Here is a 13,265-nt window from a genome sequence, read left to right as displayed (position 1 = left end):
CCATGGCCGGAGATACTTCAAACCGTCTCGCCGGGACAGCCTATGTCACTGTCGATGGGGTGACAATTATGGTTGTCGGACAATTTAAATACAGTCCATCGAAGGTTAATCGTTCCTCTCTGACGGGTATGGATGGTGTCCATGGGTATAAAGAAAAACCCGTTGTTGGATATATCTCCTGTCAGGTGCGTGACAGCGGTGGAACGATAGTTTCCGGCTTCAACGGGCAGACTAACGTCAACGTGATTGCGGAACTGGCCAACGGTAAAACAATCATTGGCAAATCGCTCTGGACGGTCAACGTGCAGGAAGTTGAAAGCGAAGAAGCAACCTTTGATGTGCGCTGGGAAGGCGCGGATGTGACGGAGAGCTGATGATGGCAGAAATTGAACGAGTTAAAGAAATCCCACTGGACGTTCCGTTCGAAGACGCAACGCAGAATATTCGTTATGAATCGCTGACGCTGCGGGCTCCCACGTTATCGCAGGCGGAACAGTTCTACGAAAAGCAGGCGGTAAAAACCTCCCTTGCAGCCATGCGATTACTGATCGCGCTCACTTCAGGGGGTATCCCCGAGTCCGTATTACAAAAAATGGATTTCATTGATTTCCGGAAGTGTGAGGACTTCCTTATGGGTTTTTTGACCTGGAGATCCTCACCCTCTGGCAAGAGCGAGCCGCAGACATAACGGCTTACTTTGGCTGGTCAGATGAACGGGCGTGGGGGATGACGCTCGATCGTCTGATGTGGTGGGTCGGACAGGCTAAGCGGATTAATAAAATAAGGCGAGGATCTGCAGATGAGTAATTCGTTTGATTTTGAATTGACCGCCGGGGACAAGGCCACAGCGACAATTATCCGGATTGATGAGGCGCTTAAGAAGCTAAACCCACAGATTGAGCAAACCCGAAAGGGACTCAAATTCGGCGGCCAGGAATCAGACGATAAACTGGATGGGCTTTCCAGCCGCCTGTCGAATATGTCCCGCGCTGCACGGGACAATGTGCAGTTTATTGGCGATATGGTTCCTCCACTGAAAATGGTAGGGGAGCTCGCTCTTAAATTCGGTGGAACGGCAGGCCGGTTTGGGCTGGCAGGTGCCGCTGCCTATGGCATGGCGAAAGGCGGTATGGCCGCTGCTGATGCACTTAAGCAGGTATCACGCACTGCTTACGATCTGGACATTTCTGCTAAAAATGCCGGTATGCGCGTCGATGATTTTTCCCGCCTGTCAGGTGCCATGCAGATACTCGGTGCTGACAGCCAGGCGGCACATGCATCGGTTGAGGGGTTGTTTAAAACCTTCAACGATGCTGCCGCTGGAAATAATTCGGGCGTACTGGCGGTGATGTCCCAGATTGGGGCGCAGATCGTTAAAAACAAAAATGGCACCGTTGATGTACTGAAAACCATCGAGTCCATCGCCCAAATTTTTCCCAGTTTGCGCCCGGAGATGCAGAAAACTGTGGCGGATGCACTGGGGCTTACCCCTGAAACGCTGTCACTAATGCGGGAAGGAAACCGCCTGAAAGAACTGCTGGCCAAATCCGATAAATTTGGCCTGACCGTTGATCCGGCTATCAATAACCAACTTACCGAGCTCAACCAGACTATTAATGAGCTTGGCGCAGCCTGGGACGGTCTTAAAAATCGTACCAGCCAGAAAATTTCCGGAGCTGTTTTGTCTGATGGATCAGTAAAAGACGGTCTGGAAGGGGTTGAAGATATTCTGACAAATGGGCTGGACAGTATCTCTTTGTCACATTTTCTCGGTGCCACACGGGGTAAAGAAGCCGATCAGTTGCGCTGGGGCTATAACAACCCTGAGTTTTATAAGTCGTTGGGGACGACGGATAAGGTTGCTCTCGATTTTGGCGTGATGACCGACGGGTTCCGGCAGCGTTATAACGACTGGATGAGGCCAGTTAATGCGGCTGAACAATTGCAGGCGGACCTTAACGGTGCTTTACAGCCAGTTCCCGGCGTTTCAGTGGTTCCCTACGATCAGCAACCTAATAATGCCCGTGGACTGCGCAACCACAACCCAGGAAACCTGCGGCACGCTCCAAATGCGACAGGTACTGATGGTGGTTTTGTTCAGTTTAATAACGATGAAGATGGGCTTTCCGCTCAGGCGCGCCAGCTCATGCTTTATGGAGATCGGGGCAATAACACCCTGAACGGCATTCTTCATACGTATGCGCCATCGTCGGAGAATAAAACCCGTGCTTACATTGACGATGTTTCTCAGATAACAGGCTATAAGCCCACAGAACGCTTAAATCTTCATAATCCCGAGGTGTTGCAGCGGCTTATGGCTGCAATGATAAAACATGAAAATGGTGCTCAGCCATACAGCCGTGATCAAATTGCCGATGGGGTCAACACTGCCATTTTTGACGACCGATGGAGTAGTCTGAGAGATGGAAATATTCTCGCGCAGCAGCGCGGTTCTGATGCTGGTGGGGATATCAGCCAGGCTATTAAAACGGCCTTTGACGATAATCCAATGAAACTGGATGTGACCATTACAAACGACCAGACGGGCGCGCGTAAAAGTGCAACGGTAAGGAGTGGCGGTCGCGTTGTTTTCCCCATGAGCAATAACTGAGTACAGGCCGCCTTATGGCGGTTTTTTATTTTCGGAGAACCGATGGCAATAGTTACCGATGCACTTTCATCACTGCTGGGTACGGATTCGGGCTCCACTCCCTGGTATCAGTCCCTGCGGCAGGCCAGTTTTCGCGGTGTTTCCTTCGCGGTGCTTGCCGGGGAAACGAGCCACGGCAGGCGTGTTGCTGTGCATGAATACCCTTACCGTGATACCGCATGGATAGAAGATATGGGGCGGGGCGTCCGTAAAATCACTGTTCGTGGCTTTATCATTCAGGACAGTGTGGTCTACGGCGGCGGGGATGTTATTCAGCAACGCCTGGCGTTAATCGCCGCCTGTGAAACAAAAGATGCCGGCACGCTTATTCACCCCACACTCGGTGAAATGACGGTATCCATTCCTGAAAATGGTCTGCGGATTGGCGAAAGCCTGAGCAGCGGCAGATCCTTTGAGTTTACGCTGACCTGTATCGAGTCCGGGCTGAAGGTGTTTGCTGTCACGACAACGACGGCTGCCGCAACGGCGGTAAAAACAAACTATCTGAAACTGGCCAGTACCACTGTCCTCAGTGCCATAGCCAGAATAAAAAGCGAAATACGTGGCGTTACCCAGGGCATTAAAACCATCAAAAACACGATCGCTTTCTGGACGAATACCGTTGAAAGTACCATCAGCGAGGTGACCAATATCGGCAACACGCTGAAATCGACATTCGGCAATACCCGTTATGGGCGCTATAGCCAGGGCTCAACAGGGGGGGCATCGGGAGCTAACGGGCAAATTTCTGCGGACGATACCAGTGATCCCGGTGCGCTTGTAAAACAGGCTATGGCCCAAGCGATTACGGACAGGAAGAATATCTCTGATGGCGTTTCTTCCCTTAATAATTCAACCACCATTGATGAGTTTGTACAACGGGTCAGTGATGTGGTCGGCTCAGTTCTGGATGCCACTGGCGGCGTAAATGAACGCCTGCGAGCGCTGGAAACTCTGGCAAACTCGCTGAGCACACAATATCAACAGTCCAGTGCGGATCAGGATGTCGCTGACAGCATAAACACTGTCATTCTGGTGCTGTGTTCCGGAGCGATGGTTAATGCTGCGGTTTCTGCCAGTCCGGGAAGTCGCGATGAGGCCGACGCACTTACGGATCGTGTCTCCGCTCAGCTTGATCTGGCGCTGGTGAAAGCAGGGGATCGCGGTGATGATGATATCTATCAGGCGCTGCTCGATCTGCGTGAGTCCTTTATCGCAACAATGGGTACCACATCCCAGGGGCTTGTTAACCTGGTTGAGTACAGTTCCGGGGCATCCCTTCCCGCACTCACGCTGGCTAACCGCCTGTATCAGGATGTTGGTCGCGCCGGTGAACTGATCGCCGCCACGTCTGTTCCTCATCCTGCCTTTATGCCCACAAAAATGAAGGTGCTTCGTAAATGACGGATGAAGTGACGCTGGAAGTTAACGGGAAAATCATTTCTGGGTGGGACTCTGTCCGTGTCACGCGGGGAATTGAGCGTTTTCCCTCCGACTTTGATCTCGGTCTGATGGACTATTACCCCGGAAGCGACGAAAAGCAGCTCGTAAAAGAGGGAAATACCTGTGTTGTAAAAATTGGCGGAGACCTGGTGATAACCGGATATGTGGACGACTGGTTGCCTTCAATAAACCGGGCAAGGCATGAGATACGGGCGACCGGAAGAGGGAAGTGTGAGGATCTTGTTGACTGCTCAGCAGAGTGGCCGAATAACGTTATCAGCAACTGTACTGTGATGGACATTGCCACACGGCTGGCATCTTTTTACGGGATTAAAGTGAACTGTGATGTTGGTGAACTTCAAACGGTTCCACAGTTCACAATTAACTGGGGAGAATCGCCACAGGAGATCCTTGATAGGGTCTGCCGCTGGGCGGCACTGCTTTATTACGACAAACCCGATGGAAGCCTGTTGCTTACCCGTGTCGGGACGAAGAAAGCCGCGAGCGGAGTCGCAGAGGGGGTTAACGTCGAGGATGCGTATTACCGCAAATCTATGGCCGACCGTTTCTCCGATTATGTCGGTGTTTCACTCGGTGTGTCTCCCATTTCCGGCTGGGCTCCGGGTTCGGCATATGATTCGGTCACATTGGCAACCGCGCGCGATCCAGATGCAGCGAGCATGCGTTACCGCAAACGTATTATTCTGGTCGAATCCACCATGCTCGCGAAAGACCGGGCACAGAACTGTATCGACTGGGAGATGAACCGGCGATATGGGAGGTCGCAGCAACTGAATGTCACCATCGACAGCTGGCGCGACAGCGCCGGGAAGTTGTGGGAGCCTAATACCCTGATCCCGGTGAATCTCCCGACATTGCAACTGGAAAACACGGAGTTGCTTATCGCTGAGGTGACATTCTTGCGGGATGAGCGTGGTACCCATGCTCAGCTTTTACTGATGCCTCCCGCAGCATTCTCTGTCCAGCCCTACGAGTTTTACCAGGTCATTCCGGGTCTTAACCAGTGAGGAAGACATGGCAAATTTAATGACGCGCATCGCGAATATGTTCGGCATTGGCCGGGTGACCGGGCAGGATGACTCCGGTACAGCACAGAAAATTCAGTACCAGACGCCGCTGGAAGTTGCCAGTGCGCACCGCCTGCTTGATTTTGGCTTTTCTTCCGGCCTGCCTGTTGGCAGCGATGTTGTGATCGCCTTTGTTGGCGGGGATCGGTCAAGTCCGGTGGTTATTGCCTCCGGCCATCAGAGTTATCGCCATACCGGGTTAAATCCTGGTGAAACGGTCATTTATAACCAGTGGGGGATGTCGATACTACTCACCGAAAGTGGAATAACCATTGAGGCGGCCGGGCAGGATGTGACGATTAATAACGCCAGAAACCTGACCGCGACGGCAACCGAAACGGCCAAATTTATCACCCCGAAACTTCTATGTACCGGGGATATCATCGATAACTGCGACTCTAATTCCGTCACCCTTAAACAATTGCGTGACGCCTATAACCTGCATAATCACGACGTTAAAGAAGTGCAGGCGGGAAGCAGTACTGTCACTTCGGAAAAAACCGGGAGTCCTGTTGATGGCTGATATTAAAAGTCTCTGGAATGTCGATGAGCTACACGCCGACTGGCTGGAAAACCCCGGCGCGCTTACCAGCGGAGATGATTTTCAGACCGCCGTCATTATCAGCCTTTTCACCGACCGTGTAGCCCGTGCAGATGATCCATATGAAGATAACGACCGCCGTGGCTGGTGGGGAGATTCGACAGAAGACAGTCAACTTGGCTCCCGCCTGTGGTTAATCCGGCGTGAAAAACTCACCCGCGAGGTGGCATTGCGTAGTGAGGAATATGCGCGTGAAGCCCTGAAATGGCTCGTCGATGACGGTGTGGTAATGCAGGTTGAACCGGTTGCACGGATTGTCTACCCGAACCGCCTGAATCTCTTTATCCGCTACTTGATCCCGCAAAACAACGCGTGGGAAACCTTACAATTTTACTGGGTGTGGGAGTCACAGATAAATGCCGTTTAAACGAGCCACATTATCGGAACTGCGTGATCAGAACCGCGCCTTTATGCAGTCAGAGTTGGAAGCCATCGGTCAGTTACTGCGTTTTTCAAACCTTAAGGTGCTGGCGGACATGGATGCTGGTATGGCACATCTGCACTATGCCTATCTGGATTACATCGCGAAACAGTCCACGCCATTCAATGCAACGGACGAAAATCTGGCAGGCTGGATGGCGATGAAGAGTGTTTATCGTAAACCGGCCAGCGCCGCGCAGTCGCCTTCTGTTCAGGCGAAAGGAACGATTGGTGCCATCCTTCCCGCCGGTACTGTTCTCAACAGATCAGACAGCTATCAGTACACCACGGACACAGAGCTGATCATCGCCTCAACAGGTTATGGCACAGCCTCAGTAACAGCGGTTCTCCCTGATATCAGCGATGATGCAACGGGGGGCGGGGCCAGTGGAAACGCTGACGCAGGAACTATTCTCACCCTCGATTCAAATGTGCCAGGAATAGAAAATCAGTTAACCCTACTGGTGGCCGCGACCGGCGGCGCAGATATTGAAGATGAAGAAGATTTTAGAAGCAGAGGGCTGCTGGCATTCCAGAATCCGCCGCAGGGTGGTAGTGATGCAGATTATAAATCCTGGGCGCTGGCGGTTTCCGGTGTCACGCGTGCCTGGGTGAAACGCCGCCTGAACGGCGCAGGCACTGTTGGCGTATACATCATGTGTGACAAAAACAGCAATGGTGGCTTCCCGGTGGGTACAGATGGTGTCTCACAGAATGAGGACTGGGGCGCGGTAAAGGCCACAGGGGATCAGCTTGCAGTCGCAGATTATATTTACCCCCGGCAGGCCGATACAGCGATCGTTTTCGTCTGTTCACCCATTCAGAAAACTATCAATCTGGTCATCGCAGGACTGAACGATGCAGACAGTACCACTGTCACAGCCATCAAGACGGCACTGACAGACCTGTTTTTTGATACCGCACAACCGGATGGAACCGGGATTGTGTACCTGTCTGACATCAATCTGGCGATCAGCAGTGTCGGTGGAACGACGGGTTACATTCTCAATTCGCCATCAGAAAATATCACCTTTAACGTTGGTGAAATCCCTGTCCTGGGTACAGTGAGTTTTGTATGAGCCTTTTTTCTGTTGAGAATTACACCTCAGCACTTCAGGCGCTTATGCCGCCGGGCAGAGCGTGGCCCCGTGCCTCTTCTTCTGTACAGGCGGCCGTATTGCGTGCGTTGGCCAGTTCATTTCAGCGTTCAGATAATGATGCCCAGCGCCTGCTCTCTGGTGCATTTCCTCCAACGGCAACGATCATGTTATCGGAGTGGGAGAGTACGCTGGGGCTGCCTGATGACTGTGCTATCAGTGAAATTGGTAGCATCACCGATCGGCAGCGTGCGGTGATATCAAAACTCATCAGTACTGGCGGCCTGAACCGAGGTTATTACATACAGGTTGCCGCAGCACTGGGCTACACGATAACCATCACGCAGTTTCGCCCGGCAATGGCGGGCATGTCTGTCTGTGGTGATGCGTTAAATCGCGACGAGTGGCCGTTCACCTGGAGGATTAACGCACCAAAAACAACAATCAACTATGCCGTTGCAGGAGGTGCGTATTGTGGCGATCCACTCGCTTCCTGGGGTAATAAACAGCTTGAGTGTTCCATTAATAAAATCGCCCCCTCCCATCTGAATATTATTTTCAGCTATTCGTAATCGACATATCTGTTTCACGACATATCGCTTAAACAAGTGAGGATTATCTATGCTCCGAATCGGGCAAGTTGAAACCACTGCAACATCCGACGATAAATATACCGACGGGAGTGTTGCGGGTGGTGTTGCGGCAACGCGTTTACGTGCCGCTGCTTTTAATGCCATCCAGGAGGAACTGGCCAATATTGTTGAGTCAGCTGGACTTACGCTCAGTATTGATGATCAAACTCAGGTGCTTACTGGACTGAAAAAATTGTTCCTCTCACGTTCAAACCCATTTTCTGACATTGCTACTGATGGTGCTGCAGCGATTGCCACCGCTCTCGTAAACCTTGGTTTGGGAGATATCGCCCTGGCAGGGGTGGGGACGGGATTATTGGGAGGTCAGAGCAGCAATGGATACTGGAAATTTCCTGGGATAATTGATGGTGAGAGAAAGGAGCTGATTATGCAGTGGTACACAGCGATAGCAACACAGGCTGGGGCCATCACTGTAAATTTCCCAATCCCGTTTCCAAATACTTTTCTTGCCGATGCAGTATTACCTGGTGGTTCTGGTACGGCTTTAGTGAATGGTGGAAATGTGTCTCAGGTCAGCCGGCAGCTTTACTGCAATAACCCAATGAGTGTCGCTGTAATAACGATAGGATATTAATATGTATCTCTTTTCCAAAACAACACTGGGCTTTTATCCCGTAGCTGATAAACAGGCTTACATCAATGCAGGTACACTTCCTGATGATGTGATTGAGGTTGATGACAATGTGAGGGACACATACAACGCTCAGGCACCACTGGGTAAAAAGCTGGATGTTGACAGCGATGGAATGCCTGTGTGGGTCGACCTTCCAGCTCCCACTGCCAGTGAGCTTATTGCCCAGGCTAAGATAAAGCAGGAATCGTTACTGACCTCAGCGAAAAACACCATATCCGTATGGCAGTCTGAGCTACTGCTTGGCATCATCAGTGATGCGGACAAGGCAACACTAACAGTCTGGATTTCTTATATCAAAGAACTCCAGGCGCTGGACTTCAGCTCAATAACAGATGAAGCCAGCTATGACGCATTCGCCTGGCCTGATGCCCCTGAATCTTTAAGTTAATCTGATACCCCCGGCACTGCAGGCCATGTAACCGGCAATGATGTCGTATCTATAGCCTGCAGTTGTTTGATGTAGGCTATCCAGTTTGTCAGTAACGATTTATCGGAATCACTGATAGTGCCGAGGAGTAACTCTGATTGCCAGAGACTGATTGTTGACTGAGCTGATTCGAGTAATGCTGTTTTCGTTGTTGTAGCTGCAGCAATCTCAGTGCTCGTTTTTGCACTCTGTCCCGCAGCAGTCAATTCCCAGGAAAGAGAAGTATCATTAAACGTATATTCAAAACCGTCTGTTGGTTTTTCGTAAACAACTCCAGAAGCAACAGCATCACCAATATTTGCAGTAACAGAATCAGTTAGTTCTATTACAGTGTTACTTTCGAATACATTTCCGGTTCCATCCCACTGGACAATATTGGTTACCCGTCCATTAACAACAATTGCATACTTAGCCATGACTTATCGCTCCCACTCAATAATCACAACGCCATCATCGCCAGCACCTCCAGCATTACCGGAATAACCGCCAGCACCACCCCCACCATAAATTCCGGCACCGCCAGCTGCGGCACGCTTAACACCTCCCACGCCTAACAAGTTTCCTCCACCAGATCCAGGAACATTATTAAAGGCATCTTCACCTGCAACCGAGCCAACTCCACCAGGCAAGCCAGCCGAATTACCTCCTGCGCCTGATATCCCAGGGTTGCCCCCACCACCTCCAGCCAGAGAAAAAAGACTGCCTACGGAAGTAGCTCCGCCTGAATAACCGGCAATCCCAACCGAACCGCCAGCACCACCAGAACCGATGACAACACTCAGCACCGTCCCGGGAGTTACTGAAAAATGTTGCCTGTAAATACTGGCACCACCTCCGCCACCAGAACCACTATATGAACTTGAATAACCGCCGCCACCGCCGCCACCTGCACCGGATGCTGATATGTATATGTCGTAGATATTGTCTGGAACTGTGAAACTTGCACTGGTTATTATCGTCTGTATGCCGTGACTTCCTCCCAAACCAAGGTTTAAGAGAATGACCGTTCGCCCGCTATTTGGCATGCTTTCGGCTTTTGCCGGGAGAAAGACTTGTGCTGATAGGCTATGTGAGGGTGTCAACAAATGACCAGAACACGGCATTACAACGAAATGCGCTTGAGTGCGCAGGATGTGAGCTAATTTTTGAGGATAAAATCAGTGGGAAGACATCAGACAGACCCGGGTTAAAAAAGCTTCTCAGGATGCTTTCTGACGGCGACACGTTGGTGGTGTGGAAACTCGACAGGTTAGGACGCAGCATGCGTCACCTGGTTGTTCTGATTGAGGATCTGCGACAGCGTAGTGTTAACTTTCGCAGTTTGACCGACAGCATTGATACCAGCACACCTATGGGACGATTTTTCTTTCATATCATGGGTGCCCTGGCTGAAATGGAACGCGAATTGATTGTCGAACGTACCCGCGCCGGACTCGCAGCAGCGAGAGAAGAAGGGCGTATAGGTGGTCGGCGGCCAAAGCTTTCGCCGGATCAATGGGAGCAGGTCGGGAGACTTATCGCAGCCGGAGAGTAACGGAAAACTGTGGCATTGATTTTCGATGTTGGCGTTTCAACACTGTATAAAAAATTTCCGGCATCCACCTGCTAAAAAAAGCCCGTGGCGACACGGGCAAAATTACTGCTCATTATTTTACTGATAGAACCAGTCTTCGGCTGATTCCCAAGTATCCTGGAGAGTCTTCTCAACAAATTTCTTCGCTTCATCTTTATCCGCTGCACGGAGAACTGACAACCCATCATTACTGGCAGGTTTTACGATCACCTCGACATCGTCATATTTTTTATTGAGGCGACGTGTCATTTCTTCCTGTAGTGCGCCTGGTGCTTTCTTTGGCAGACTGTTGAACTTTTCTTTTGCAATGCTGATTTCAACGCGCATAGTGTAGTCCTTTAATTACTGGTTTAATATACAGTATTTAGACTACGCCTGTGTACATATACAGTTCAAGTGGATGGCGGAGAAAATAAGGTTAGAACGGTGATTTTGTCAGGGGTTTTTCCCCAGTAATTCCCCAATTTTTCCCCGTATGAAAAACAGGCATAAAAAAACCAGCCTTAACAGGCTGGTTTTCTTGGGGAATTTGGTCGGCACGAGAGGATTTGAACCTCCGACCCCCGACACCCCATGACGGTGCGCTACCAGGCTGCGCTACGTGCCGATGGGCGCTAATACTACCCGTTTTCCGCTGCATTGCAAGTGGGGAGCTAACTGAGTGGGGGTTAATTAATCAATCAGTTAGCAATGAAGCGTTTTTCGTCGGTCAGTGCACGTAACAGCAGACGTAATTGTGGTGCTTTATCGGTAATAATTTCACCAGAGCGGTCCCAGGCCCGGTAATTGCCGTTGTTATCCAGAACCAGTGTCATCTTCGGTGTTGTGATAGCCATCGTATTGTTATCTGCACTAATTACCCAGTCATTTCGGCGAGTGGCGGCAAACAGGTCCTCCCCCTGAGAGTACTCATTTACCGGAGTTTTCACGTCCAGTAACCGGGTCATCAGAGTGGCCATAATATCCTGGTGACTGGTCAGTTTTGATACTTGCTGGGCGGGTGTACCCGGCCAGTGAATGATAAGCGGAACCTGAATACGGTCGCGGTCCCAGGCAAAGGTATTTTGGTGTTGTTTATCCGGAATCCCCCGGTCTGCAGTAATAATAACTACGGTATTATCAAGGCTATTTTGTGCCCGTAAGGCATCAAGAATCCGGTTAATTTGTGTATCTACCTGGCCCTCAGCAGTGGGCAGGGTATTCTCGTTGGCACCATCTGTACCATTTAATGCCACCCATGAAAACCAGCGGTTATCTTCCGAAGCATATTGGTTAAGCCAGTTGATCCATTGGGTGGCAGTTTGTTTGTCGGTACGGGAACGTGCTTCCGGCAGTGAAAAATCAGACAACAGTGCCTGGCGGTATAACGGCCCTTTAAAGCCATCGGAGGCAAATAATCCCAACTGGTAACCTTGTTGGTTGAATGCTGTTATCAGTGCTGCAGGTATTCGGGCAGACAGCACGCTATCAAAATAGGTAGGTGAAATACCATAAAACAGCCCGAATACGCCATCATCAGCCTGGTTACCGGCACTCATGTGGTGAGTGAAACGAATATTCTGGTTCGCGAAAGCGGCCAGCGAAGGCATATTTTTCGTGTAGCTGTCATAGTTCAGGCCACTGACTGTGATCAGCAGAACATTTTGCCCGGTTCCCATACCGCTATAACTCAGGTCGCCCAGCGGATATTGTACAGACAGTGCTTCAGGGCTTCCTTGTTCAATCAGGCGGCGTTGGTATTGCTGGGCATCCAGCAGGCCGTGTTTCTCAAGGAAGCGCCGGGCAGTCATTGGGTAAGAGAAGGGCAGATTGGCCCGCTGCATGGTGATTGGGCGGTAGAAATTAGCATCTGCCCAGATGTACATCAGGTGGCTACTGAAGAAAGCAACAAAGAACGTCACCACCAGGGGTTTGGCGAAGTGGCTGCGGCGGTTGAGGCTGCGTAGTTTTTGCCAACTCCAGGTGGCAAACAGCATTTCAATCAGCAGAATGACCGGTACGGCAATAAAAATCATCTGCCCTTCACGGCCCATGTCAGACTGTTGTGGGTTAACCACAATTTCCCAGACGATGGGGTTAAGGTGCAGATGGAAGCGGGTAAATACTTCGCTGTCTACCAGTAACAGTGTCATTCCCGCGGTCGCAAGGGTGACGGACAATACACGCATCAGGCGTTGCGACATGACTACAAAAGTGAGCGGGAACAGAATCAACAGGTAGCCAGCAAACACCAAAAAGCTGAAGTGCCCAACCAGACTGAACCATGAGTATAACCGGCCCGGGAGTGTTGCAGGCCAGTCGGCGACAAACAGGTAACGGCTACCCAGCACAATGGCGAGTAAAATATTAAACAGCGCAAACCATTGCCCCCAGTTGATCATCTGGGAGACTTTTTCACGATAACGCTGATGCCTGTTCACCATAGTGATGCGTTCAGTCCTTGTTATCTTTTAATGTGCGCTCTCGTCCCGCACTGAAGATTGCAATGCTTCAGCAAACGAACGGGCAATGGTCCGGCGCTGGGCAGGCGCGACACTGGAGTTTATCAGGTTAGTCACCATGTTCCCCAGCACCATCAGTGAAAGGTCAGTCGGGGCTTTGTGTTGTTCAAGAACATTCGCCAGCTCAGTAAGCAGGCTTTCAACACGTTCGTCACTATAACGGGATGTTTGTGGCATA

At 50.8% G+C, this 13,265-nt stretch carries 15 protein-coding genes, 1 tRNA gene and 2 pseudogenes; 12 read left to right on the top strand and 6 right to left on the bottom strand.

Translation table 11 applies throughout. From position 1 onward, the window contains the following. Positions 1-2: 2 nt before the first annotated feature. The 11 genes from MPHASIOC01_RS12645 to MPHASIOC01_RS12595 all read left to right on the top strand — a co-directional run bounded on the left by MPHASIOC01_RS12645 (position 3) and on the right by MPHASIOC01_RS12595 (position 8,974). A complete protein-coding gene (locus tag MPHASIOC01_RS12645; protein WP_036102390.1) occupies positions 3-374 on the top strand; it encodes a phage tail tube protein in 372 nt (123 codons plus the stop codon). Further along, entirely contained in the window at positions 374-688 is a 315-nt protein-coding gene (locus tag MPHASIOC01_RS12640) for a phage tail assembly protein (RefSeq protein ID WP_353614773.1), read from the top strand. The genes MPHASIOC01_RS12645 and MPHASIOC01_RS12640 overlap by 1 nt, the downstream gene beginning before the upstream one ends. A 111-nt stretch (positions 689-799) precedes the next feature. Continuing rightward, positions 800-2,611, top strand: coding sequence for a hypothetical protein (locus tag MPHASIOC01_RS12635; RefSeq protein WP_353614772.1), 1,812 nt, complete (start codon positions 800-802; stop codon positions 2,609-2,611). A gap of 42 nt (positions 2,612-2,653) precedes the next feature. Further along, a complete protein-coding gene (locus MPHASIOC01_RS12630) occupies positions 2,654-4,054 on the top strand; it encodes a DNA circularization N-terminal domain-containing protein (RefSeq protein WP_353614771.1) in 1,401 nt (466 codons plus the stop codon). After that, complete coding sequence (locus MPHASIOC01_RS12625; protein ID WP_353614770.1) at positions 4,051-5,121, top strand: phage baseplate assembly protein; 1,071 nt, start codon at positions 4,051-4,053, stop codon at positions 5,119-5,121. Before MPHASIOC01_RS12630 ends, MPHASIOC01_RS12625 begins: the two co-directional genes overlap by 4 nt. 7 nt (positions 5,122-5,128) lie before the next feature. Continuing rightward, complete coding sequence (locus tag MPHASIOC01_RS12620) at positions 5,129-5,704, top strand: phage baseplate assembly protein (protein WP_353614769.1); 576 nt, start codon at positions 5,129-5,131, stop codon at positions 5,702-5,704. Further along, positions 5,697-6,149, top strand: a complete 453-nt coding sequence (locus MPHASIOC01_RS12615; RefSeq protein ID WP_353614768.1) for a phage GP46 family protein — start codon at positions 5,697-5,699, stop codon at positions 6,147-6,149. Before MPHASIOC01_RS12620 ends, MPHASIOC01_RS12615 begins: the two co-directional genes overlap by 8 nt. Beyond that, positions 6,139-7,281 (top strand): baseplate J/gp47 family protein, encoded by a 1,143-nt coding sequence (locus tag MPHASIOC01_RS12610; RefSeq protein WP_353614767.1) that lies wholly within the window; start codon positions 6,139-6,141, stop codon positions 7,279-7,281. The genes MPHASIOC01_RS12615 and MPHASIOC01_RS12610 overlap by 11 nt, the downstream gene beginning before the upstream one ends. Then, on the top strand, positions 7,278-7,871 hold the full coding sequence (locus MPHASIOC01_RS12605; protein WP_353614766.1) for a YmfQ family protein: 594 nt from the start codon (positions 7,278-7,280) through the stop codon (positions 7,869-7,871). Before MPHASIOC01_RS12610 ends, MPHASIOC01_RS12605 begins: the two co-directional genes overlap by 4 nt. Positions 7,872-7,920: 49 nt before the next feature. Further along, the gene (locus MPHASIOC01_RS12600) at positions 7,921-8,526 is read left to right on the top strand and encodes a hypothetical protein (protein WP_353614765.1); all 606 of its coding nucleotides are present in this window, start codon (positions 7,921-7,923) and stop codon (positions 8,524-8,526) included. A 1-nt stretch (position 8,527) separates the two neighbouring features. Then, entirely contained in the window at positions 8,528-8,974 is a 447-nt protein-coding gene (locus tag MPHASIOC01_RS12595; protein ID WP_353614764.1) for a tail fiber assembly protein, read from the top strand. Here the strand turns inward: MPHASIOC01_RS12595 and MPHASIOC01_RS12590 are convergent. Then, positions 8,971-9,429 (bottom strand): tail fiber assembly protein, encoded by a 459-nt coding sequence (locus tag MPHASIOC01_RS12590; RefSeq protein ID WP_353614763.1) that lies wholly within the window; start codon positions 9,427-9,429, stop codon positions 8,971-8,973. The genes MPHASIOC01_RS12595 and MPHASIOC01_RS12590 overlap by 4 nt on opposite strands. Before the next feature lie 153 nt (positions 9,430-9,582). Next, a pseudogene (locus MPHASIOC01_RS12585) lies at positions 9,583-10,038 on the bottom strand (glycine-rich domain-containing protein); the annotation flags it as partial. A 29-nt stretch (positions 10,039-10,067) separates the two neighbouring features. Here MPHASIOC01_RS12585 and MPHASIOC01_RS12580 point away from each other — a divergent pair. Further along, positions 10,068-10,622 (top strand): annotated as a pseudogene (locus MPHASIOC01_RS12580) (recombinase family protein). Positions 10,623-10,664: 42 nt separating this feature from the next. On the opposite strand, the gene MPHASIOC01_RS12575 reads toward MPHASIOC01_RS12580, so the two are convergent. From MPHASIOC01_RS12575 to MPHASIOC01_RS12560, 4 genes are all read right to left on the bottom strand, one after another. Further along, entirely contained in the window at positions 10,665-10,913 is a 249-nt protein-coding gene (locus tag MPHASIOC01_RS12575; protein ID WP_353614762.1) for a DinI-like family protein, read from the bottom strand. Positions 10,914-11,116: 203 nt separating this feature from the next. Beyond that, positions 11,117-11,193, bottom strand: a tRNA-Pro gene (locus MPHASIOC01_RS12570). Between the two features lie 73 nt (positions 11,194-11,266). Further along, complete coding sequence (gene yejM, locus MPHASIOC01_RS12565; RefSeq protein ID WP_353614761.1) at positions 11,267-13,009, bottom strand: LPS biosynthesis-modulating metalloenzyme YejM; 1,743 nt, start codon at positions 13,007-13,009, stop codon at positions 11,267-11,269. Positions 13,010-13,036: 27 nt separating this feature from the next. Then, positions 13,037-13,264, bottom strand: coding sequence for a YejL family protein (locus MPHASIOC01_RS12560; RefSeq protein WP_036111504.1), 228 nt, complete (start codon positions 13,262-13,264; stop codon positions 13,037-13,039). Position 13,265: the final 1 nt, after the last annotated feature.

Source organism: Mangrovibacter phragmitis (genome assembly GCF_040429585.1).
Lineage (GTDB): Bacteria > Pseudomonadota > Gammaproteobacteria > Enterobacterales > Enterobacteriaceae > Mangrovibacter > Mangrovibacter phragmitis.
This window is presented reverse-complemented; position numbering and strand designations above follow the sequence as displayed.

What these genes read in the sequence shown, in the direction of transcription:
- MPHASIOC01_RS12645 (WP_036102390.1), top strand. Translation starts at nt 3, where the DNA reads ATGGCCGGAGATACTTCAAACCGTCTCGCCGGGACAGCCTATGTCACT.
- MPHASIOC01_RS12640 (WP_353614773.1), top strand. Translation starts at nt 374, where the DNA reads ATGATGGCAGAAATTGAACGAGTTAAAGAAATCCCACTGGACGTTCCG.
- MPHASIOC01_RS12635 (WP_353614772.1), top strand. Translation starts at nt 800, where the DNA reads ATGAGTAATTCGTTTGATTTTGAATTGACCGCCGGGGACAAGGCCACA.
- MPHASIOC01_RS12630 (WP_353614771.1), top strand. Translation starts at nt 2,654, where the DNA reads ATGGCAATAGTTACCGATGCACTTTCATCACTGCTGGGTACGGATTCG.
- MPHASIOC01_RS12625 (WP_353614770.1), top strand. Translation starts at nt 4,051, where the DNA reads ATGACGGATGAAGTGACGCTGGAAGTTAACGGGAAAATCATTTCTGGG.
- MPHASIOC01_RS12620 (WP_353614769.1), top strand. Translation starts at nt 5,129, where the DNA reads ATGGCAAATTTAATGACGCGCATCGCGAATATGTTCGGCATTGGCCGG.
- MPHASIOC01_RS12615 (WP_353614768.1), top strand. Translation starts at nt 5,697, where the DNA reads ATGGCTGATATTAAAAGTCTCTGGAATGTCGATGAGCTACACGCCGAC.
- MPHASIOC01_RS12610 (WP_353614767.1), top strand. Translation starts at nt 6,139, where the DNA reads ATGCCGTTTAAACGAGCCACATTATCGGAACTGCGTGATCAGAACCGC.
- MPHASIOC01_RS12605 (WP_353614766.1), top strand. Translation starts at nt 7,278, where the DNA reads ATGAGCCTTTTTTCTGTTGAGAATTACACCTCAGCACTTCAGGCGCTT.
- MPHASIOC01_RS12600 (WP_353614765.1), top strand. Translation starts at nt 7,921, where the DNA reads ATGCTCCGAATCGGGCAAGTTGAAACCACTGCAACATCCGACGATAAA.
- MPHASIOC01_RS12595 (WP_353614764.1), top strand. Translation starts at nt 8,528, where the DNA reads ATGTATCTCTTTTCCAAAACAACACTGGGCTTTTATCCCGTAGCTGAT.
- MPHASIOC01_RS12590 (WP_353614763.1), bottom strand. Translation starts at nt 9,429, where the DNA reads ATGGCTAAGTATGCAATTGTTGTTAATGGACGGGTAACCAATATTGTC.
- MPHASIOC01_RS12575 (WP_353614762.1), bottom strand. Translation starts at nt 10,913, where the DNA reads ATGCGCGTTGAAATCAGCATTGCAAAAGAAAAGTTCAACAGTCTGCCA.
- yejM (WP_353614761.1), bottom strand. Translation starts at nt 13,009, where the DNA reads ATGGTGAACAGGCATCAGCGTTATCGTGAAAAAGTCTCCCAGATGATC.
- MPHASIOC01_RS12560 (WP_036111504.1), bottom strand. Translation starts at nt 13,264, where the DNA reads ATGCCACAAACATCCCGTTATAGTGACGAACGTGTTGAAAGCCTGCTT.